Here is a 19,705-nt window from a genome sequence, read left to right as displayed (position 1 = left end):
GCCCCCATGCCGCAGCCCAACCCCCCGTCGTTCGAGCAACAAGTCGCGGATTTGCGCGTGTACCTGCTCAAATTCGCACGCCTGCAGCTGCGCAACGACACCTGGGCCGAGGACGCGGTGTCCGAAACCATGCTGGCCGCAATTGCGCGCCCCCAGGGTTTCGAGCAGCGGTCCCAGCTCAAGACCTGGCTGGTCGGCATCCTCAAGCACAAGATCATCGATGCCCTGCGGCAGAACAGCCGCGAGGTGTGCCTGTCCAGCGGCCATGAGGACGACGGCGCCGACCCGCTGGAGCACATGGCTTTCAAAGCCGATGGACACTACGCCGAGAAACCCGCCGAGTGGGGCAACCCGGAGCAGGACCTGAACAGCCGCCAGTTCTTCGCGGTGCTGGAAGCCTGTACCGACAAACTGCCGCCCGTGCAGGGCCGCCTGTTCCTGATGCGCGAATGGCTGGAACTCTCCAGCGAGGAGATCTGTAAGGAACTGTCGCTCACACCGACCAACCTGTACGTTCAACTGCACCGGGCCCGGCTGCGCTTGCGCGAATGCCTTGAAATCAACTGGTTTGCCCGACCGTCAACGAAATGAAGCCCGCCTATCCGCTGCGCCGCACCTGCAAGGAAGTCTCCGCGCTTCTGATTGCCCGCGAAGACCGCGCCCTGCCGCTGGTCGAGCGCCTGGCGCTGCGCGTGCACATGGCCATGTGTCAGGCCTGTCCGCGCTTCGAGCGCCAGTTGCTGACCATGCGCAACGTCATGGGCCAGTGGCGCAACTACTCCGACAACGAAAGCTGAGTGCTCAGGACAGCAACGCCTGCGCAAACTCGCGCGCGTTGAAGGTCTCCAGGTCTTCCAGCTTCTCACCCACCCCGATGAAGTAGATCGGCACCGGCTTCTCTCGGGCGATCGCGCAGATCACCCCGCCCTTGGCCGTGCCGTCGAGCTTGGTGATGATGAGACCGGTGAGGCCCAGGGTCTCGTCGAAGGCCTTCACCTGGGCCAGGGCGTTCTGGCCGGTGTTGCCGTCGATGACCAGCAGCACCTCGTGCGGTGATGACGGATCGGCTTTCTGCACCACGCGCTTGATCTTGCGCAGCTCCTCCATCAGGTGCAGCTGGGTCGGCAGGCGCCCGGCGGTGTCCACCAGCACCACGTCGCGTCCGCGCGCGCGCCCGGCGGTCACCGCGTCGAAACTCACCGCGGCCGGGTCGCCGCCTTGCTGCGTGATGATTTCCACCGTGTTCCGGTCGGCCCACACCGCGAGTTGCTCGCGCGCGGCAGCGCGGAAGGTGTCGGCCGCGGCCAGCAGCACGCTGGCGCCCCCCTGTGCCAGGTGGCGCGTCAGTTTGCCGATGGAGGTGGTCTTGCCCGCACCGTTCACGCCCGCCACCATGATCACGGTGGGCTTGTGTTCACCGATCACCAGCGGCTTTTGCAGCGGCATCAGCAGGTCGGTGATGGCATCGGCGAGAAGGCCCTTGACGGCGGCGGGGTCGGTGGTCTTGCTCTCCTTCACCCGGCGCTTGAGGTCGGCCAGCAAGTGGGTGGTCGCCTTCACGCCCGTGTCGGCCATCAGCAGCGCGGCTTCCAGCTCTTCGTACAGGGCGTCATCGATCTGCGTGCCGGTGAATACCGTGGCGATGCTCGAGCCGGTCTTGCGCAGCCCGTTCTTGAGTTTGTCCAGCCAGCCCTGGCGCACGGGTGCGGCGGTGGGTGGCGGGGGTGCCAGTTCGACGGAAGGCGCTGCCGCAGGTGTGGCTGCGGGGGGCGTGGGGTTGGCCGGTGAGGGCTCGGTGGGGGCTTTTTTGCGAAAGAACGAGAACATTTGTCCATCTCTAGAATCCATTGCATTCTATGAAACGCACTCTGAACCTGCCGGACGGGCGCCACGCCGCACTGTCCATCGCACTGGCTTTCGCGGCCTTCGGGTCGTTGGCACAGACCCCCACCCCGCCTTCCGCCGCCCCGGTGGCCCAGAGCTTCACGCTGTCCAACGGCATGACGCTGATCGTGCGACCCGACCGACGCGCGCCCACCGTGGCCCACATGCTGTGGGTCCGGGTGGGCTCCATCGACGAGGTGGACGGCACCTCGGGCGTGGCCCATGTGCTCGAACACATGATGTTCAAGGGCACGCCCGACCTCAAGCCCGGCGAGTTCTCGCGCCGCATCGCGGCCCTGGGTGGGCGCGACAACGCCTTCACCAGCCGCGACGCCACGGCCTACCACCAGCAGGTGCCGGCGCAGGCGCTGGAGGCCGTGATGAAGCTCGAAGCCGATCGTTTCGCTCGCAACCAGTGGAGCGACGACGAGTTCAAGCGCGAGATCGAGGTCGTGAAGGAAGAGCGGCGCCAGCGCACCGAAGAGTCGCCGCGTGCACGCATGTTCGAGGCGATGAACGCCATGGTCTATCAGGCGAGCCCCTACCGCCGGCCCATCATCGGCTGGATGAGCGACATCGAGTCGCTCACGCCCAACGATGCGCGTGAGTTCCATCAACGCTGGTACACGCCGGCGAATGCCGCCGTGGTGATCGCGGGTGATGTCGATGTGGAAAAGACCCGCGCACTGGCCGAGAAACATTTCGGCCCCATCCCCGCCCGTGCCGTGCCGGCGCGCAAGCCGCGCGAAGAGCCGCCGCAGTCCGGTCCGCGCCGCATGGAATACCGCGCCGTGGCCGACCAGGCTGTGGTGGCGCTGGCTTACAAGGTGCCGCGCTGGAGCGGTGCCGCCGAGGGTGACGCGGCGAGCCAGGACGCGCTGGCCTTGACGGTGCTCTCGGCCGTGCTCGACGGCTACGCCGGTGCCCGGTTGGACCGCGCCTTGGTGCAGGGCCAGGGCACCGCGGGCAAACGCATCGCCGACAGCGCAGGTGCCTCCTATGGCCTCATGGGCCGCGGTCCGCAGCTCTTCTCGCTGAGCGCGGTGCCGGCGCGCGGCGTCACCCCCGAGATGGCGGCCGCAGCGCTCAAATCCGAGGTGGAGCGCATCGCGCGCGAGGGCATCAGCGAGGACGAGCTGCGCCGCGTGAAGACGCAGTGGACGGCGGGTGAGGTCTACAAACTCGACTCGGTGTTCAACCAGGCGCAGGAACTCGGCAGCTACTGGGCCAATGGCCTGGACATCCACACCGGCGACCGGCTGATGGGCCGCCTGAAGGCGGTGACCGCCGCGCAAGTGCAGTCGGTGGCGCAGCGCTATTTCTCCGATCAACAGCTCACCACCGCGGTGCTGGTGCCCCAGGGGGGCCAGAAATGAAAGCCGTTCTGAGAATCTCTTTTCGTTCCACCGCCGTGTTGGCGGTCCTGCTCGCCAGCGTGATCCACAACGCCCAGGCTGCCATTCCCATCGAGCACTGGACCCACGCCAGCGGCGCGCGCGTCTACCTGGTCGCGAGCCCGTCCATCCCCATGCTGGACGTGCAGCTCGACTTCGACGGTGGCAGCCGGCGCGACCCGGCGGCGCAGGCCGGCCTGGCCAACGCGACGGCGGGTTTGCTCTCGGGCGGTGTGACCGCACAGCCCGGCCTGCCCGCGCTGGACGAGAACCGGCTCAGCGAAGCCTGGGTGGATCTGGGCGCACAGTTTGGCGCGCAGGCCAGCGCCGATCGCTTCACCCTGTCGCTGCGTACCCTGACCGAGCCCGACCTGTTGCAGCGCGCTGTGGCCCTGGCCGCGCGCCAGATCGCCGCACCCGCCTGGCCCCAGGCGGTGTGGCAGCGCGACCGCGAGCGCCTGCTGGCGTCACTCAAGGAAGCCGAAAACCGGCCGGGCACGCAGGCGGGCCGCGCGTTTGCGCGCGCGGTGTACGGCCAGCATCCCTATGGTTTCCAGCCTGATGCCGCCACCTTCAACGCGATCAACGTGGCCGACATGCAGGCCTTCTACCGCCGCCATGTGGTGGCCTGCCGCGCGCAGGTGACCCTGGTGGGCGCGATCGACCGCGCGCAGGCCGACGCCATCGTGGGTCGGTTCATGGCACCGCTGAAGTCGCACGGATGCGAGCCGCTGCCCGCGGTGCCGCAGGTGCGGGCGCTGGAGCGCGCGATCGACGAACGCCTGCCGTTTGCTGCCGCGCAAGCCCAGGTGTCCATCGGTCAACCCGGTATTGCCCGCAACGACCCGGACTTTTTCCCGCTGTTCGTGGGCAACTACATCCTGGGTGGCGGTGGCTTCGTGTCGCGCCTGACCACCGAGGTACGCGAGAAGCGGGGTCTCACTTACAGCGTGTTCAGCTACTTCGCACCGGGTCGTCACGCAGGCGCCTTCCAGATCGGCCTCACCACGCGGCCCGACCAGGCCGCGCAGGCGGTGGAGGTCTCGCGCAACGTGGTGAAGCAGTTTGTGGAGCAGGGGCCGACCGAGGCCGAGCTGGTGGCGGCCAAGGCGTTCCTGGTGAACGGGTTTTCGCTGCGCATCGACAGCAACCGCAAGCTGCTCGACAACGTGGCCAACATCGGCTGGAACGGCTTGCCACTGGACTACCTGGACACCTGGACGCAGCAGATCGAGCGTGTGAGCGTGGCCGACATCCGGCGCTCGTTTGCCCGGGTGTTGCAGCCGGACCGCATGGTGACCGTGGTGGTGGGGGCCCAGCCCTGAGCGCGATGCGGGTTCGGGTCGCGTAAGCTCGGTGGCATGAAAAAACCTCCCGTTTCCGCGGCGCGCGCCGCGGCCAGCGCTCCGCACGAAATCCGCATCATCGGCGGCCTCTGGAAACGCACGCTGCTGCCCGTGGCCGACCGGCCCGGCCTGCGACCGACACCCTCGCGCGTGCGCGAAACCCTGTTCAACTGGCTGGGCCAGGACCTCACCGGCCTGCGCTGTGTGGACGCCTTTGCCGGCACCGGCGCGCTGGGCCTGGAAGCCGCTTCGCGCGGCGCGGTGGAGGTGGTGTTGGTGGAGCAGGACAGCGCTCTGCTCGCCAACCTCAGCCGCACGGTGACCAAGCTCAAGGCCACTGCGGTGCGCGTGGAGCGCGGTGATGGTGTGGCCGCGCTGCGCCAGCGCGCCGGTCAGGGCTTTGACGTGGTGTTTCTCGATCCGCCGTTCGCCGATGCGCAGAACGAAACCCTGGTGCTCTCGGCCTTGGCGGCGGCGCGGCAGGCCATCGGTGGTGAGGGCTTCGTCTACCTGGAAGCGCCGCGCCCCTGGCTCGACGACGAACTGGCGACGCTGGGGCTTCAGGTGCACCGGCAGGGCAAGGCGGGCGCGGTGGCCTTTCACCTGTTGCGGCCATTGCCCGCGCCGTGAGCGGGCGCTGACCGCCCCGCGCGCATAATTCGCGCCATGTCTTCCGACCTTTCCCCGACCTCGAAACAGCCCCGTGTGGCGGTGTACAGCGGCACCTTCGATCCGCTCACGCTGGGTCACGAGGACGTGGCGCGCCGCGCTGCGTTGTTGTTCGACGAAGTGATCATCGCGGTGGCCATCGCGCACCACAAGAAGACCCGCTTTTCATTGCAGCAGCGGTTGGACATGGCGGCCGAAGCCGCCTCGCGCATGCCCGGTCAGGTGCGTGTGCTGCCATTCGACGGTCTCATCATGGATTTCTGCCGCCAACAAGGCGCTTGCGCCGTGGTGCGCGGCATCCGCAACCTGACCGACTTCGACTACGAAGCCCAGATGGCGGCGATGAACCGCAAGCTCAACCCGGCGGTGGAGACGGTGTTCCTGTTGCCGCAGGCCGAGCTGCAGTGCATCTCCAGCACGCTGGTGCGCGAGATTTCGCAACTGGGCGGTGATGTGTCGCAGATGGTGAACGCCCACGTGGGCGCGAACCTCAAACCGGCTCCGCTGCAGGCCTGAACAGGGAGCGATCGCCATGGCCCTGCTCATCACCGACGAATGCATCAACTGCGATGTGTGCGAGCCCGAATGCCCGAACCAGGCCATTTACATGGGCGAGGAGATCTACGAGATCGACCCGTCCCGCTGCACCGAATGTGTGGGGCATTTCGACGAGCCGCAGTGCGTGCAGGTCTGCCCGGTCAGCTGCATTCCCATCCACCCCGACCACATCGAATCGCGCGAAACGCTCTGGCAAAAATACCAGCGCCTGCAGAAAGCGGGTCAGCCCCTGTCGGCTGCCGGGGACGCGCCTTCTTCCCCCGGCATGCCCTCGGCAGGCACCTGATCGGCCTTCAACGGGCGGGGTGGTTTGGGCCTCGGCGGCTTGCTGGTGTGGATGAGTGCGGTGGCCTTGTCCATCTCCCCGGCGATCAACTGCGGCAAGGCCTTGAGGCTGCGATCCAGCGCCTGAGCGATGGAGATGCGGTCGTCGGGCGAAGGCTTTTTCAGCACCCAGTTCGCCACCTCGTTCTTGTTGCCCGGGTGGCCGATGCCCACGCGCAGGCGCCAGTAGTCGGGGCTGCCCAGTTGGGCGTGGATGTCGCGCAGGCCGTTGTGGCCGGCGTGACCGCCCCCCTTCTTGAGCTTCACCTCTCCCGGGGGCAGGTCCAGCTCGTCGTGCACCACCAGCACCTCTTCGGGCGCGATCTTGAAGAATCGCGCGACCGACGCCACCGACTTGCCCGAGAGGTTCATGAAGGTCTGCGGCTCGACCAGCCAGACGCTTTGGCCGGCCACGTTCGCACGCGCCACCAGACCAAAATGGCCCCGCTCCATCTGCAGCGACGTCTTGAGCAGGCGCGCCGCTTCGTCCACCCACCAGAATCCGGCGTTGTGTCGCGTGTGTTCGTAGTCCGGGCCCGGGTTGCCCAGGCCGGCGATGAGTTTGATCATGGGGTGGGATTATCGGCAGGTCTCTGGGGCACCAAGCAAAACGGCCCGCCAAGGCGGGCCGTTTCAAGGCGGTTATCGGTCCGAAGACAGATTACTTCTTCTTGCCTTTGGCGCCTTTTTTGTCGTCAACAGGTGCGGCCACAACAGCCACCACCACGTCTTCAACCGGCTCCACCACGGTCGCGATGGTCAGGTTCTTGCGGCCGTGCATCACGAGCTTGATGCCCTTGGGCAACTTGATGTCGCCGGTGTGAACGGTGCCGCCCTTGACGACTTCGCCGAGGTCAACGGTGATGTGCTCGGGCAACTGGGTGGCCAGGCACTCGATTTCGATCTCGGTCATCACGTGGTTGATCACGCACTTGTCGGTCTTGACCGCAGGCGAGTTCTCTTCGTTGATGAAGTGCAGCGGCACTTTTTTGTGCAGACGGGTCTTGTCGTTCACGCGCTGGAAGTCCACGTGCAGCACGAGGGGCTTGTACGGGTGGTACTGCACATCGCGCAGCAACACTTTTTGCACGGTGCCGGCCACGTCCATCTCGAGGATGGAGGAGTGGAACGCTTCCTTCTTCAGGGCGTGCCACAGGGCGTTGTGATCGAGTTCGATCGTGGCGGCGGGTGCTTCCCCACCAAAAACGATACCGGGCGTGCGGCCGGTGTTGCGGAGACGGCGGCTCGCACCCGTACCCTGCTTGGCGCGCTCAAAAGCGACGAATTGCATAACTGACTCCTGTGGAGGGGTTCCGCGACCAGAACGCCTCTGTTTCAAAAGAGCGACCCCCACCATGGGGGCCACCCGCTTCTTGCTGCCTTCCGGGCCTCTTAGAAGAGGTTGTCCTGATCGGCAAACAAACTCATCACCGACTCGCCCGAGGCAATGCGCGCGATGGTTTCGGCCATCAGCGGTGCCACGGAGAGCTGGCGGATCTTGGCGCAGGCCTGGGCGGCTTGCGACAAGGGGATCGTGTTGGTGACCACCACTTCGTCGAGGGCGTTGCCCTTGGCGATGCGTTCGATGGCCGGTCCCGAAAAGATCGGGTGCGTGCAGTACGCGTAAACGTGCTTGGCGCCGCGTTCCTTGAGCACCTCGGCTGCTTTGACCAGCGTGCCGGCGGTGTCGATCATGTCGTCCATGATCACGCAGTTGCGGCCGTCGATGTCGCCGATCACGTGCATGACTTCCGACACGTTGGCCTTGGGCCGGCGTTTGTCGATGATGGCCATGTCGCAGTTGAGCTGCTTGGCCAGCGCGCGGGCGCGCACCACACCGCCCACGTCGGGCGAGACCACGAGCAGGTCGGGGTAGTTTTTCTGACGCAGGTCGCCCAACAGCACGGGCGAGGCGTAGATGTTGTCCACCGGGATGTCGAAGAAACCCTGGATCTGGTCGGCGTGCAAGTCCATGGTCAACACGCGGTTCACGCCCACGGCGGTCAGCATGTTGGCCACGACCTTGGCCGAAATCGGCACACGGCCGGAGCGCGGGCGGCGGTCCTGGCGGGCGTAACCGAAGTAGGGGATGACCGCCGAGATGCTCACAGCCGATGCGCGCTTGAGCGCGTCGACCATGATGATGAGTTCCATCAGGTTCTCGTTGGTCGGCGAGCAGGTGGACTGGATCACGAACACGTGGCGGGCGCGCACGTTTTGTGTGATTTCCACAGTGACTTCACCGTCGGAGAAGCGCCCCACGTTGGCCGCACCGAGCTGGGTGCCCAGATGCTGTGCGATCTCTGCGGCCAACACCGGATTGGCGTTGCCGGTGAAGATCATGAAATCGGGCGGCTGAACTTGCATGGGGTTCCCAGCTGTTTGAGCGACGGCCCAAATGGATCGCCGTCAAAAAATGGCCGTTCGTGGAACGGCCGGTTGGGTACGTGATGTGATGAATACGGTGGCAGGGGAGGAAGGACTCGAACCCTCGCATGCTGGAATCAAAATCCAGTGCCTTTACCAACTTGGCGACTCCCCTACGCAGGAGATTTGTTCAGCGTGAAGCCGGACAGACCACCGAAAAAAACCTTGTCGCAGGTTGCGCAACCACTGCCTGGGCTGAACGCTTGCCGATTCTAATCGGAGCACCAGTCGAGCAATGGATGGACATCCATGTTGCTGCATTCACGAACCGTCCAGTCGCTCGGGGCGGAGGTCAGTTGCATGGCCTGCGGCATCTGCGCAAACACCGCCGTTCCCGATCCGGTCATGCGCCCCTGCAAACCTTGGTCTTGCAACCACTGGATGCAGCGTCCCACATCGGGACACAGCGCCTGCGCCACGGGTTGAAGATCGTTGTGTCCGAATTCCAGGATTTTCTGGAGGTCGATCACCCCAATTGCTTGGGCATCTTCTCGCAAGTCGTTTGCAGCAAAGCCTTGGAGTATAGCCGTTTTTGTGTCCCGTTTGAGTTCTGGCGCGCCGAAGATGCGTTGCGTGGACGCGCCGCCCGGTGGTTTGACCACCACAAAACGCGCAGCGGGCATGCCCAGGGGTGTGAGGCGCTCGCCCACGCCTTCGACCCAGGCGTGGCGCCCGCCGATGAAGAAGGGCACATCGGCGCCAAGGGTGAGCCCGATCGCCGAGAGCTGCGATCGCGTCAGTCCCAGTCCCCAGAGGCGGTTGAGTGCCAGCAGGGTGGTGGCGGCGTCAGATGATCCGCCGCCCATGCCGGCCTCGGCTGGCAGGTGCTTTTCCAGCGCGATGTGCACGCCCTGGGTGCAGCCGGTGGCGCGCTGAAGCGCCCGGGCAGCGCGCACCGACAGGTCTTCGGCTGGCAGCGAACCTGGCGTGAGGTCTTCGCGGCTGATGCCGCCGTCCGCACGCCATTCGAAGTGCAAACGGTCGCACCAGTCGATCAGCATGAAGACGGACTGCAGCAGGTGATAGCCATCGTCGCGCCGCCCGGTGATGTGCAGGAACAGGTTGAGCTTGGCGGGCGCCGGCACCTCCAGCAGTCGACGCAAACCGGTTCCCGACATCATGGCTCCACGACGACCCGGAGTTCGGCCGTGGGCACGGGCGCGATGCGACGGGCCGTGATGCGTCCTTCGGCTTGTCGGCTCAGATCGGCCTGCCAGCCGGGTACCTCGCCCGCCTGCCCGCGCAGCCAGCCGAAGAGGGCGGCCACCGGCACTGCGGTGCCGCTGAGTTCGGTGGTGAGTTCGTCCAGGCTGCCCCGACGCGTGACCTGCCCGCCCTGGCGCATCTCCGCGCGGCCGGGAGACCACACCACGGTGGCCAGCGAGGTGCCCAGCGGCGTGGTGAGTTGCAGTTCGCCCGCACTGGGCGTACCGCGCAGATCAAAGCCAGCCGAGAAAGACTGGGGTGGATCGCTCTGCACGGTCATGGCCAGACGGCCACTCCAGAGTTCTTCCCCGGGCTGAACGGCTCGTTGTGGTGTGGCGCAGGCCGACAGCAAAGCGGCTGAGACCAGCAGCGCTGCCCATCTCATGGTTTGACGCGCAGTCGCTTGAGCGTTCCTTGCAGGGTCTCGTTGTCGGAAGACAGCAGCAGGCCCTCGCGCCAGATCTTGAGCGCCTGATCGCGCTGTCCTTGCGACCACAGCACCTCACCCAAGTGCGCCGCGATTTCCGGGTCTGGGCGCTTGCCATACGCCGCTTGAAGGATTTCAACCGCTCGCGCCGTGTTGCCCAGCCGGAATTCCACCCAGCCCAGGCTGTCCTGGATGTAGGCATCTCCGGGTGCCAGTTCCACCGCTTTTTCGATCAGCTTCTTGGCTTCGGGCAGGCGCTCGTTGCGGTCGGCCAGCGAATAGCCCAGGGCGTTGTAGGCGTGGTGGAAATCGGGTTTGGCCGCGATCAATGCGCGCAGCAGCACCTCCATGTCCGCTGGCTTGCCCGCCTTCTCGGCCATCATGGCCTGGTCGTAGCGCAGATCGGGCAAATCGGGGAACCGGGCCACTGCTTCGCCGTAGACCTCGTACGCTTCTTTCCACGCCTTGAAGTCGCGCAACAACTGGGCTTCGGCCACCAGCTTCAGACGCGCGTCTTCCGGGGTGCGCTCGGGCTGGCTGCGCAGCAGGGCACGGGCCTGCGCCATCTTGCCTTGCCGGGCCAGCACCGATGCCCGCCGCATCTGCGCCGCCATGATGTCGTCGGCATTTTCGATGCGGTCCAGCCAGGCGTTGGCGGCGGGGAAGTCCTGCCGCTTCTCTGCGATCTGCGCCATCATCAAATAGGCCTGCGTGAGCCCGCGAGCGGATCGCTCGTCGCCAGCCTGTCGCGCCAGCCCCATGTACTTTTCCAACGATGCGGTGGCGGCTGGCAGGGCGTTTTCCTGCAGTTGCATGGAGCCCAGCAACAGCCAGGGCTCCGCCTGTTCGGGCTGACGCGTGGTCAGTTTTTCGAGCTGTGCGCGGGCTTCCGCATTCCGTTGTGTGTCCAGCAAGGTACGCGCGTACGAGAGTGCAACTGCCGTGTCGGCAGGGGTTGAGATGCTGCTGGCTTCGATTTGCTGACGCACGATGGGCTCGGCCGAGGCTTCCCCGCGCTCCATGATCTCCAGCGCCAGCAGGGCGGGGAAAGGAGACGCCGGTTCAGCGGTGTGGCCCAGGCGGGCCGACACGAGTGCTTCAGGTAACTGGTCTTGCGCCAGATACATGCGGCCCACCGACGTGAAGGCGGGCGCCGCGTGGGCCGGTTGCTTGAGATAGGGACCCAACGCTTCGCGCACCACGGCTGCGGCCCGCGCCTTGTCGGTCACGCGAGAAAAAGTCTGGGGAATGGCGTTGATGGCGTCGTTGCGCTCGGATGCGCTGGCGTCTTTGAGGATGGTTTGCAACACCGGTCCGGTTTCATTGACGCGGTTGAGGGCCAGCAGGATTTGCAGCACAAAGCGGTTGGCTTCAGAGCTGCCCGGGATGTCGTCTGACCAGGCCCGGGCTGCGGTGAGGGCTGCTTCGCCCGAGCGGGCCTGCAGCGCCACTTCAACCGCACGGCGGTAGAGCAGTGGATCGCGCTGTTTGCGCGCGGCGTCCAGGATGAACGAATAGCCCGTCCCGGGCTCGCCCGCGCGAACGTTCAACTCGCCCAGCAGCAATTGGTAAAAGAGCGGGGCGGTCAGCGCCGAGCTGACGACACCTCCGGCAGCTGGCGCCACGGGGCTTGCTGGCGCGGGCACCACCGGTGCCGTCTGGGCAAGGGCGCTCCAGCAACCAATGCCCAGAGCGAGGGCCAGGGCCGATCTGCGCGCAAGCCCGAAATGCCGAGTGGATGGGCCTGCGAGGCGGTGCAAGGTATTCATCGGTTCATGATAATGGAAGGTTTCAGGGGCGCAGGGGTCTGATCCGATGACCGCACAAGCGTTCCGGCTGTGTCAAAGGAAATGCAGATCCATGCCCGAACTCCCTGAAGTCGAAGTCACGCGGCGCAGCTTCGCCGACCGCATCGCGGGCGCATCGATACTGCGGATGGAGATGGGCAAGCCGCTGCGGTGGCCCCTGGGTTGCGACGTGGCCTCGCTCGAAGGACGCCTGGTCCGATCGGTTACCCGGCGGGGCAAGTACCTGTTGCTCAATCTGGACGAAGGCCATCTGCTGCTGCACTTGGGCATGTCGGGCAGTCTGCAGTTCGCGCACGAACTGCCGCCTCGGGGCCATCACGATCACCTTGAGCTGCTGACCAGCCGGGGGACATTGCGCTTGCACGACCCCCGGCGGTTCGGTGCGGTGGTGTATGCGCCGGCCCTTGATGTCACGCCCGCCGACAAGCTGCTGGGCAAGCTGGGTGTGGAGCCTCTGGAAGGGGGGTTCGACCCGCTCGCCTTTCACCGAGCCCTCCAACTCCGCCGCTCGCCGATCAAACAGGTTCTGCTGGCCGGTGACATTGTGGTGGGGGTGGGCAACATCTACGCATCGGAAGCCTTGTTTCTGGCGGGAATCCGGCCCACCGTGCGCGCCGATCGCCTGAGCAAACCGAGGGCTCTGCGTCTGCACACCGCCATCGTGCAGGTGCTCAACCGCGCCGTGGCGCTGGGCGGCAGCACCTTGCGCGATTTCTCCAGCGCCGAAGGTCAGTCGGGCTACTTTCAGTTGGACGCGATGGTGTACGGCCGGGAAGGTCAGCCCTGCAGGGTGTGTGGCACGGCGGTCAAGTCCATGCGTCAGGGGCAAAGATCGACGTTTTTTTGCACCACTTGCCAGAAAATTTGATCGACGACCGGTGCCGTTGGCACGGCATGCGGTCCGTCCGGTTTTGCGGCGGGACCCGATGCTATATTGATTGACGGACGCGACACAGGACTATGAGTTTCAACCAGGAATTTGATCAACACGGTGCATGGCGCAAGCAGTTTGCCTTGCGGTTGCGGCTGCTTGCCGAGTGGTTGACCGACCACGACCTGATGGAGCCCGGCATCCGCGAGCGGCTTGACGGACTTCACGCCCAGGTCAAGAACGACAAGATCATGGTGGCCTTCGTGGCCGAGTTCTCGCGTGGCAAATCGGAGCTGATCAACGCGGTGTTCTTCGCCGGTTACGGGCGCCGCATCATGCCGGCGAGTGCGGGTCGCACGACGATGTGTCCCACCGAGCTGGGTTACGACGCGGAAGTGCCTCCCTGCCTGCGCCTGCTGCCCATCGAGACCCGTTTGCAGCCCCTCTCCTTGCTCGATTGGCGCAACGCTCCCGACAAGTGGGAGCGCATTGATCTGGACGTGAACGATCCCAAGCAACTGGCGAGTGCGATCCAGAAAGTGGCCGAGGTGCGGCGCGTGACGCTGGACGAAGCACGCGGTCTGGGTTTCTGGAGCGATGAAGCGCCTGAAGACAATCCGCTGACCGCTGCGGACGGTACGGTGGAGGTGCCCAAGTGGCGCCACGCCTTGATCAACATGGCGCACCCGCTGCTCAAACAAGGTCTGGTGATTCTGGACACGCCGGGATTGAATGCGATTGGTGCCGAACCCGAACTCACTGTCAGCCTGCTGCCGCAGGCCCAAGCGGTGGTGTTCATCCTGGCGGCCGACACCGGCGTGACCAAGTCCGATCTGACCATCTGGCGCCAGCACCTGTCGGTGCTGGGTGAAGGCAAAGAGTCGCGGCTGGTGGTGCTCAACAAGATCGACACCATGTGGGACGCGCTGAGCTCCCCCGAGCAGGTGCAGTTGCAAATCGCATCGCAGCGCACCGACTCGGCCGAGATCCTCGGACTTTCGCCGCGCCAGGTGCTGGCGGTGTCTGCACAAAAAGGCCTGCTGGCCAAGGTCCATCGCGACAAGAAACTGCTGGAGGCCAGCAACCTGATGGAGCTGGAAACGGCACTCGGTGTGGACCTGCTGGGGCAGCGGCGCAAGATCCTGAGCGCGGCGGTGGCCACCGGCATCCAGTCCTTGCGGGTAGAGACCACGCGCATGGTGCACACCCGCTCGCGCGACCTCGTCGAGCAAATCCAGGAGCTGGAAGGCTTGCGCGGCAAGAACGCCGGCGTGATCAAGCAGATGCGTCTGCGCATCGAGCAGGAACAGGCCGATTTTGATGCCAGTGGTGCCAAGATCCAGGCGGTGCGTTCGGTGCACTTGCGCTTGCTCAAAGACCTGTTCGCCATGTTGAGTGCCACCCACCTCAAGACCGAGGTGGCGGTGTTGGCCAAGGCGCTGCGCCAGCCGGGCATCAAGTTGGGCGTGCGCCGCGCGTACGACCACACCTTTGACCGGCTGCGCGCCGACATGCACAAGGCCGACGGCATGGCGGGCGACATCCAGTCCATGTTGGAAGGCAGTTTCAAGAGCCTGAACGCCGAGTACGGCTTTTCGTTGCAGGCGCCCATGCCGCCCCAGCTGGCCCAGTATGTGAAAGACCTCGACCTGATCGAGAAGAGCCACCTGCAGTACCTGAGCCTGGGCAACGCGCTCAAGTTGGCCAATCCCGAATTTGCCGAACGCCTGGCGCGCGCGCTCATGAGCCGCTTGCGCGTGGTGTACGACACCGCGGTCAACGAGGTGGAGCTGTGGAACAAATCGGCAGCGGCACAGTTGGATGCCCAACTGCGCGAACGCCGACGCAACTTCACCCGGCGCATTGAAGCGGTGTCACGCATCCAGCAAGCGGCGGGGGGACTTGACGAGCGCATCCGCGAACTGCAGACGCACCAGGTCAAGCTCAATCTGCTGGACACCAAGTTGTCCGAGCTGACGGACCACCTGATGGCCGCGCCGGACGAAGAACCCGCCGAAGCCCTGGCGGCATGAGCGGCGTCGTCGGCCAACGGGTCGACTTGCCTCGCGACTTTGCACCCCTGTTGATCGAGTGGCAACGCCGCGCCGGGCGCAGCGGCATGCCCTGGCAGGGCAGTCGCGATCCTTACCGCGTGTGGCTGTCCGAGGTCATGCTGCAGCAGACCCAGGTGAGCACCGTGCTGGGCTACTACGCGCAATTCCTCGAGCGATTCCCCGACGTGCAGGCGTTGGCCGCCGCCGACGCCGACGAGGTCATGGCGTTGTGGAGCGGCCTCGGCTATTACAGCCGCGCTCGCAACCTTCACCGTTGCGCGCAGGCGGTGGTCGAGCAGCACGGCGGTGAGTTCCCTTCAACGGCCGCCGGGCTCGAAACCTTGCCCGGCATCGGTGCATCCACCGCGGCCGCCATCGCATCGTTCTGTTTTGGTGAGCGCGTGTCCATCGTGGACGGCAATGTGCGCAGGGTGCTCACGCGCTTGCTCGCGTTTGAAGGCGATCTGGCCCAGACAAAATCCCAACGCGCGTTGTGGGCGTTGGCGCAGGCGCTGTTGCCGGACAACCCGGCTGCCGACGACATGACCGCCTACACACAAGGCCTGATGGACCTGGGCGCAACGGTCTGCACACGCAGCCGTCCGGCCTGCGGGCAGTGCCCCATGCAGGGCATTTGCCGGGGCCTCCAAGCGGGTGAGCCGCAGCGGTTTCCGGTGAAGTCCCGCACCTTGAAGCGCCGCCATGAAAGCTGGTGGTTGTTGCTGGTGAAGCTCGCCGACGGACCCGAGCGCTTCTGGTTGCAGCGCCGACCTGCCAGCGGCATCTGGGCCGGGCTGTATTGCCCGCCGGTGTTTGAAAGCGAGCAGGCCGCCCACGCTGGCTTGCCCTCAGCCTGGGTGGATCGACTGGTCGCGCTGGACGCTGTCTCGCACAGCCTCACCCACCGTGAGTTGCGATTGCACCCCCTGTTGCTGGAACTGGCGTCGGCGCCGATGCCCGGCGAATTGCCCGAAGGCCGATGGGTGGACGCTGCCCGCCTGGGCCAGCATGGCTTGCCCACACCTGTGAAGCTGCTGTTGCAGGCCTTGCAGACGCCCGATCTGTTTGCGCAGACTTAAACGCCGGGCACCATCGGTGTTGGCCAGCTGTCGGATTCGCGGTGCCTCACTCGCGTTGACCAATCCGCGCCGAACGCTCGCGCGAGTTGCTCCACCAGGTACACGGAGCGGTGCTGCCCGCCGGTGCAGCCAACGGCCACGGTCACATAGCTGCGGTGGTCGCGCAGCATTTGCGGCAGCCAGTGCGCCAGAAAATCGGTGATCTGCTGCTCCATCTGCCGCACCTCCGGCTGCGCGTTCAGGTAGGCGGCCACCGCTGCGTCGCGGCCGGTCAGTGGTTTGAGGTGGGGTTCGTAGTGTGGGTTGGCCAGCATGCGCACATCGAACACGAAGTCGGCGTCCATCGGAATGCCGCGCTTGAACGCGAAGGACTCGAACACGAGCGTGAGTGGCGCTTGCGTGGCACCCAGCAGGTCCTTGATCTGGCTGCGCAGGTGCGTGGGACGGATCAGGCTGGTGTCGAGCACCAGTGCCTGGTCTCGAAGTTCGGCCAGCAGCTCCCGTTCCTGCTCGATGGCGTCGGTCAGGGCGCGGTGCTGGTCGTTGAACTGCTTGAGCGAGAGCGGATGCAGGCGCCGCGTTTCCGAAAACCGGCGCACCAGCGTGTCGGTGGTCGCGTCGAGGAAGACCGTCGTGAGGTTCACCGGACGCTGCGCGTGGTGCTGAAGTTGCGCCAGCCGCTTGGGCAAGCCCGGCAATGAGCCCGCGCTGCGCACGTCCATGGCAATCGCGACCTTGCTGGCTTTGTGGCTCTGTTCGAGTTCGATGAAGGCCTCGAGCAATTCGGGTGGCAGGTTGTCCACGCAATAAAAGCCCACGTCCTCCAGCGCGGTGAGTGCGACCGATTTGCCCGAGCCGGACATGCCGGTGATCAGCACCAGGTGGATCGGGGCGTCGTTTGTTGATGTCATGGCGGTTGGAGCGATCACGCCGAGAGGAGTTCGCGGGCGTGCGCCAGCGAAATCTCCGACTTCCCGCTGCCACCCAGCATGCGCGCGAGCTCGACCACCCGCGCTTCGTGTCCGATTGGCGCCACCGTGCTCAGTGTTTGTTTGCCCACCAGCTGTTTGCTCACCAGCAGGTGGTGGTCGGCACACGCCGCCACCTGGGGCAGGTGGGTCACGGCCAGCACCTGGCGGTCGCGTCCGAGCTGGCGCAACAATTGGCCCACGGTGTGTGCCACAGCGCCACCGATGCCGGAGTCCACTTCGTCAAAGATCAAGGTGGGCGCTTGTCCGAGGCGGCTGGTGACCACCGAGATGGCGAGCGCGATGCGCGAGAGTTCACCGCCCGAGGCCACCTTGCCCACCGGTTTGGGTGTGGCGCCCGCATGGCCCGCCACCCGGAATTCAACCTGTTCCCAGCCGTGCGCCTGGGGTTCATCGAGGCGCAGCAAAGCCACTTCGAACACGCCGCCCTGCATGCCCAGGGTCTGCATGCTCTGCGTGACCGCCTTCGACAGTTTGGGCGCTGCCTTCTGGCGTTCCTTGGTGATGCCCAGCACCTCGGTGTTGAAGGATTTCCAGGCCGACCGCTCGGCTTGTTGGAGCGCGTCCAGATCCAGCGCCCGGTCGATGGTGGTGAGTTCACGCTTCCATTGCGCCAGCACATCGGCCAATTCTTCGGGGTTGCGGCGGTAACGGCGCGCCAGCGACACCCATTGCGCCAGGCGCTGGTCGAGCGCTTCCAGACTGGACGGGTCCTGGTCGGTGTGGCGCGTGTACTGGTGCAGGTTGTGCACCGTGTCCTGCACCAGGGCGAGGGCGGCTTCCAGCGCGGCGATGCCGTCTGCAAAACGCGGCTCGATGTGGGCTTGTGCCTGCAGCGCCGTCAGCGCACGGTGGATCAGCGCTGCGGCGTTGGATTCTTCATCGTCCAGGGCAGTGACGGCTGCTTGAGCGGCGTCCAGCAGACCTTGCGCGTTGGCCAGGCGGCTGTGTTGTGTGTTCAGTTCTTCCCACTCGCCCGGCAGGGGAGAGAGCTTGTCGAGCTCGGTGATCTGCCAGGACAAGCGTTCGCTTTCCTGCTGCAGTGTGTTCTGTTTCTCGGTGGCGTTGTCCAGCGCCTTGCGCTGGTGGCGCCAGTGCGACCAGGCGAGGGCGGCTGCCTGGGTGTCGATGCCGGCGTAGGCGTCGAGCAGGTCGCGCACGGCTTCCGCCCGCGTGAGGCTCTGCCAGGCGTGTTGGCCGTGGATGTCGACCAGACCGTCGGCCAGGGCCTTGAGCTGGGCCATGGTGGCGGCGCTGCCATTGATCCAGGCGCGGCTGCGGCCTTCGGTGTCCACGGTGCGGCGCAAGAGCAGGCTGTCGTCGACCGGGAAACCGTGCTCCTCCAGCCAGGGTGTGACGGAGGGGAGTGCGTCGAATTCGGCAGCGATTTCGCAACGCGCAGCGCCTTCGCGCACCACACCGCTCTCGGCACGCGCGCCCAGCGCCAACTGGAGTGCGTCGATGAGAATCGATTTTCCCGCACCGGTTTCGCCTGTGAGTACGCCAAAGCCCTGGTCGAGTTCCAGGTCGAGGGATTGCACGATGACGAAGTCGCGCAAGGCGATGCGGCGGAGGCTCATGTCGGGGTGTGTGAGGTTGGGGACAGGCCGGATTCTGCCGGTTCCTCAGACGCCTTCGTTCCAGTGGAGTTTTTTCCGCAAGGTGTCGAAGTAGCTCCAGCCGACCGGGTGCAGCAGGCGAAGGGCATGCTCGGAGCGGCGGACCACGATGCGGTCGCCGGGCAGCAGGCTGGTGAAGGACTGCATGTCGAAATTGGCGCTGGCCTCTTTGCCTGAAACAATCTCCATGGCGATCTCACAATGGCCGGGCAACACCACCGGCCGGTTCGACAAGGTGTGCGGTGCAATCGGCACCATCAACCAGCCGCCGATGGCCGGGTGGAGCAAGGGGCCGCCAGCCGACAAGGCGTAAGCGGTGGAGCCGGTGGGCGAGGCAATGATCAAGCCGTCGGCGCGCTGATTGGCCACGAAGTGCCCGTCCACCTCCACCCGCAGTTCGATCATGCTGGCCGCACCACCGCGGTTGACCACCACGTCGTTGAGGGCGGTGGCCTCGAACACGCTGCGGCCATCGCGCCACACGCCCGCGGCCATGAGCGAGCGTGGGTCGTCCTCAAACTCGCCGCGCAGGATGGGGCGCAGCTTGTCTCGGAAGTCTTCAAATGGGATGTCGGTGATGAAACCCAGGCGTCCCTGGTTGATGCCCACCAGCGGTACACCGTAGCGCGCCAGCTGGCGACCGATGCCCAGCATCGTGCCGTCACCGCCCACCACCAGGGCCAGGTCGCAGTGCTGACCCATCTCGGGCACGGTGAGCGCCGGGTACTGCGTGAGCCCGGTGTTGAACGCGGTTTCCTGCTCGATCGACACATCGCAACCTTGGTCGTGCAGGAAGTGGGCGATCTCGTCCACCGCGTCGCGCGACCCGGGTGCGTGGTATTTGCCGACGATGACCACATGCGCGAAGCGCAAGGGACGGTCCGTTCGGGAGGGTGTGGACCGTGTGTCGGGGGGCATGCTCATGTCCAAATTACAACATAGCCTGTCTGTGGTGGATTGCCCGAAAACCCTCGCCTGCGAACCGTACCGGGCACCGGTCTCTCCGTAAAATGAAACGATGTTGGACGACCGCGCGAAGCTGCTGCTCAA

General features: G+C 65.5%; 20 protein-coding genes and 1 tRNA gene. 10 read left to right on the top strand and 11 right to left on the bottom strand.

All coding sequences use genetic code 11. The features are described 5' to 3' along the window. Positions 1-6: 6 nt before the first annotated feature. Positions 7-591 carry a sigma-70 family RNA polymerase sigma factor gene (locus Q1W68_RS05125; RefSeq protein ID WP_300715759.1) on the top strand — a complete coding sequence of 195 codons (585 nt, stop codon included), beginning with the start codon at positions 7-9 and terminating at the stop codon, positions 589-591. Then, positions 588-797 (top strand): zf-HC2 domain-containing protein, encoded by a 210-nt coding sequence (locus Q1W68_RS05120; protein WP_300715758.1) that lies wholly within the window; start codon positions 588-590, stop codon positions 795-797. The genes Q1W68_RS05125 and Q1W68_RS05120 overlap by 4 nt, the downstream gene beginning before the upstream one ends. A 4-nt stretch (positions 798-801) precedes the next feature. On the opposite strand, the gene ftsY is transcribed toward Q1W68_RS05120, so the two are convergent. Beyond that, positions 802-1,827 (bottom strand): signal recognition particle-docking protein FtsY, encoded by a 1,026-nt coding sequence (gene ftsY, locus Q1W68_RS05115; protein ID WP_300715757.1) that lies wholly within the window; start codon positions 1,825-1,827, stop codon positions 802-804. A gap of 29 nt (positions 1,828-1,856) precedes the next feature. On the opposite strand from ftsY, the gene Q1W68_RS05110 reads away from it, so the two are divergent. From Q1W68_RS05110 to Q1W68_RS05090, 5 genes are read left to right on the top strand one after another with little or no spacing between them, the layout of a single operon-like run. Further along, the gene (locus Q1W68_RS05110) at positions 1,857-3,260 is read left to right on the top strand and encodes a pitrilysin family protein (protein ID WP_300715756.1); all 1,404 of its coding nucleotides are present in this window, start codon (positions 1,857-1,859) and stop codon (positions 3,258-3,260) included. Then, positions 3,257-4,603 carry a pitrilysin family protein gene (locus Q1W68_RS05105; RefSeq protein WP_300715755.1) on the top strand — a complete coding sequence of 449 codons (1,347 nt, stop codon included), beginning with the start codon at positions 3,257-3,259 and terminating at the stop codon, positions 4,601-4,603. The genes Q1W68_RS05110 and Q1W68_RS05105 overlap by 4 nt, the downstream gene beginning before the upstream one ends. A 36-nt stretch (positions 4,604-4,639) precedes the next feature. Further along, the gene (rsmD, locus tag Q1W68_RS05100; protein ID WP_300654653.1) at positions 4,640-5,254 is read left to right on the top strand and encodes a 16S rRNA (guanine(966)-N(2))-methyltransferase RsmD; all 615 of its coding nucleotides are present in this window, start codon (positions 4,640-4,642) and stop codon (positions 5,252-5,254) included. Between the two features lie 36 nt (positions 5,255-5,290). Beyond that, positions 5,291-5,809 carry a pantetheine-phosphate adenylyltransferase gene (coaD, locus tag Q1W68_RS05095; RefSeq protein ID WP_300654656.1) on the top strand — a complete coding sequence of 173 codons (519 nt, stop codon included), beginning with the start codon at positions 5,291-5,293 and terminating at the stop codon, positions 5,807-5,809. Between the two features lie 16 nt (positions 5,810-5,825). Next, positions 5,826-6,137 carry a YfhL family 4Fe-4S dicluster ferredoxin gene (locus Q1W68_RS05090; protein ID WP_300654659.1) on the top strand — a complete coding sequence of 104 codons (312 nt, stop codon included), beginning with the start codon at positions 5,826-5,828 and terminating at the stop codon, positions 6,135-6,137. Here Q1W68_RS05090 and pth read toward each other — a convergent pair. The 7 genes from pth to Q1W68_RS05055 form a co-directional block, all read right to left on the bottom strand. Beyond that, positions 6,074-6,745: an aminoacyl-tRNA hydrolase gene (pth, locus tag Q1W68_RS05085; RefSeq protein WP_300654661.1), complete on the bottom strand. Its 672-nt coding sequence runs from the start codon at positions 6,743-6,745 to the stop codon at positions 6,074-6,076. The genes Q1W68_RS05090 and pth overlap by 64 nt on opposite strands. Positions 6,746-6,836: 91 nt before the next feature. After that, entirely contained in the window at positions 6,837-7,466 is a 630-nt protein-coding gene (locus tag Q1W68_RS05080) for a 50S ribosomal protein L25/general stress protein Ctc (protein ID WP_300715753.1), read from the bottom strand. A 101-nt stretch (positions 7,467-7,567) separates the two neighbouring features. Beyond that, complete coding sequence (locus Q1W68_RS05075; RefSeq protein WP_069047428.1) at positions 7,568-8,542, bottom strand: ribose-phosphate pyrophosphokinase; 975 nt, start codon at positions 8,540-8,542, stop codon at positions 7,568-7,570. A 98-nt stretch (positions 8,543-8,640) separates the two neighbouring features. Beyond that, a tRNA-Gln gene (locus tag Q1W68_RS05070) sits at positions 8,641-8,717 on the bottom strand. Between the two features lie 97 nt (positions 8,718-8,814). After that, positions 8,815-9,705, bottom strand: a complete 891-nt coding sequence (ispE, locus tag Q1W68_RS05065) for a 4-(cytidine 5'-diphospho)-2-C-methyl-D-erythritol kinase (protein WP_300653529.1) — start codon at positions 9,703-9,705, stop codon at positions 8,815-8,817. Between the two features lie 14 nt (positions 9,706-9,719). After that, positions 9,720-10,193 (bottom strand): lipoprotein insertase outer membrane protein LolB, encoded by a 474-nt coding sequence (locus tag Q1W68_RS05060; RefSeq protein WP_300653511.1) that lies wholly within the window; start codon positions 10,191-10,193, stop codon positions 9,720-9,722. Next, positions 10,190-11,860, bottom strand: coding sequence for a tetratricopeptide repeat protein (locus Q1W68_RS05055; protein ID WP_300715752.1), 1,671 nt, complete (start codon positions 11,858-11,860; stop codon positions 10,190-10,192). Before Q1W68_RS05055 ends, Q1W68_RS05060 begins: the two co-directional genes overlap by 4 nt. Positions 11,861-12,095: 235 nt before the next feature. Between Q1W68_RS05055 and mutM the strand changes: the two genes are divergently transcribed. The 3 genes from mutM (at position 12,096) to mutY (ending at position 16,047) form a co-directional block, all read left to right on the top strand. Next, positions 12,096-12,911 carry a bifunctional DNA-formamidopyrimidine glycosylase/DNA-(apurinic or apyrimidinic site) lyase gene (gene mutM, locus Q1W68_RS05050; protein WP_300653515.1) on the top strand — a complete coding sequence of 272 codons (816 nt, stop codon included), beginning with the start codon at positions 12,096-12,098 and terminating at the stop codon, positions 12,909-12,911. Positions 12,912-13,003: 92 nt separating this feature from the next. Beyond that, entirely contained in the window at positions 13,004-14,947 is a 1,944-nt protein-coding gene (locus tag Q1W68_RS05045) for a dynamin family protein (protein ID WP_300715751.1), read from the top strand. Next, entirely contained in the window at positions 14,944-16,047 is a 1,104-nt protein-coding gene (mutY, locus tag Q1W68_RS05040; RefSeq protein WP_300653519.1) for an A/G-specific adenine glycosylase, read from the top strand. Before Q1W68_RS05045 ends, mutY begins: the two co-directional genes overlap by 4 nt. Here the strand turns inward: mutY and rapZ are convergent. The 3 genes from rapZ to Q1W68_RS05025 are packed head-to-tail and all read right to left on the bottom strand — an operon-like array spanning position 16,044 to position 19,573. After that, positions 16,044-16,958, bottom strand: coding sequence for an RNase adapter RapZ (gene rapZ / locus Q1W68_RS05035; RefSeq protein ID WP_300653521.1), 915 nt, complete (start codon positions 16,956-16,958; stop codon positions 16,044-16,046). The genes mutY and rapZ overlap by 4 nt on opposite strands. 14 nt (positions 16,959-16,972) lie before the next feature. After that, positions 16,973-18,616: a DNA repair protein RecN gene (gene recN / locus Q1W68_RS05030; RefSeq protein ID WP_300653522.1), complete on the bottom strand. Its 1,644-nt coding sequence runs from the start codon at positions 18,614-18,616 to the stop codon at positions 16,973-16,975. A 45-nt stretch (positions 18,617-18,661) separates the two neighbouring features. Beyond that, positions 18,662-19,573, bottom strand: a complete 912-nt coding sequence (locus Q1W68_RS05025) for an NAD kinase (RefSeq protein ID WP_300653525.1) — start codon at positions 19,571-19,573, stop codon at positions 18,662-18,664. Between the last annotated feature and the right edge of the window lie 132 nt (positions 19,574-19,705).

The organism is Hydrogenophaga sp. (assembly GCF_030158645.1).
Classification (GTDB): domain Bacteria; phylum Pseudomonadota; class Gammaproteobacteria; order Burkholderiales; family Burkholderiaceae_C; genus Hydrogenophaga.
Note: the sequence above shows the minus strand (reverse complement) of the source record. Positions and strands in the feature narration are given on the sequence as shown.

Coding starts and splice junctions, on each gene's coding strand:
- mutY (WP_300653519.1), top strand. CDS start 14,944: ATGAGCGGCGTCGTCGGCCAACGGGTCGACTTGCCTCGCGACTTTGCA.
- recN (WP_300653522.1), bottom strand. CDS start 18,616: ATGAGCCTCCGCCGCATCGCCTTGCGCGACTTCGTCATCGTGCAATCC.
- ftsY (WP_300715757.1), bottom strand. CDS start 1,827: ATGTTCTCGTTCTTTCGCAAAAAAGCCCCCACCGAGCCCTCACCGGCC.
- Q1W68_RS05045 (WP_300715751.1), top strand. CDS start 13,004: ATGAGTTTCAACCAGGAATTTGATCAACACGGTGCATGGCGCAAGCAG.
- Q1W68_RS05025 (WP_300653525.1), bottom strand. CDS start 19,573: ATGCCCCCCGACACACGGTCCACACCCTCCCGAACGGACCGTCCCTTG.
- pth (WP_300654661.1), bottom strand. CDS start 6,745: ATGATCAAACTCATCGCCGGCCTGGGCAACCCGGGCCCGGACTACGAA.
- Q1W68_RS05080 (WP_300715753.1), bottom strand. CDS start 7,466: ATGCAATTCGTCGCTTTTGAGCGCGCCAAGCAGGGTACGGGTGCGAGC.
- Q1W68_RS05060 (WP_300653511.1), bottom strand. CDS start 10,193: ATGAGATGGGCAGCGCTGCTGGTCTCAGCCGCTTTGCTGTCGGCCTGC.
- Q1W68_RS05120 (WP_300715758.1), top strand. CDS start 588: ATGAAGCCCGCCTATCCGCTGCGCCGCACCTGCAAGGAAGTCTCCGCG.
- Q1W68_RS05075 (WP_069047428.1), bottom strand. CDS start 8,542: ATGCAAGTTCAGCCGCCCGATTTCATGATCTTCACCGGCAACGCCAAT.
- coaD (WP_300654656.1), top strand. CDS start 5,291: ATGTCTTCCGACCTTTCCCCGACCTCGAAACAGCCCCGTGTGGCGGTG.
- Q1W68_RS05105 (WP_300715755.1), top strand. CDS start 3,257: ATGAAAGCCGTTCTGAGAATCTCTTTTCGTTCCACCGCCGTGTTGGCG.
- rapZ (WP_300653521.1), bottom strand. CDS start 16,958: ATGACATCAACAAACGACGCCCCGATCCACCTGGTGCTGATCACCGGC.
- rsmD (WP_300654653.1), top strand. CDS start 4,640: ATGAAAAAACCTCCCGTTTCCGCGGCGCGCGCCGCGGCCAGCGCTCCG.
- Q1W68_RS05125 (WP_300715759.1), top strand. CDS start 7: ATGCCGCAGCCCAACCCCCCGTCGTTCGAGCAACAAGTCGCGGATTTG.
- mutM (WP_300653515.1), top strand. CDS start 12,096: ATGCCCGAACTCCCTGAAGTCGAAGTCACGCGGCGCAGCTTCGCCGAC.
- Q1W68_RS05090 (WP_300654659.1), top strand. CDS start 5,826: ATGGCCCTGCTCATCACCGACGAATGCATCAACTGCGATGTGTGCGAG.
- Q1W68_RS05110 (WP_300715756.1), top strand. CDS start 1,857: ATGAAACGCACTCTGAACCTGCCGGACGGGCGCCACGCCGCACTGTCC.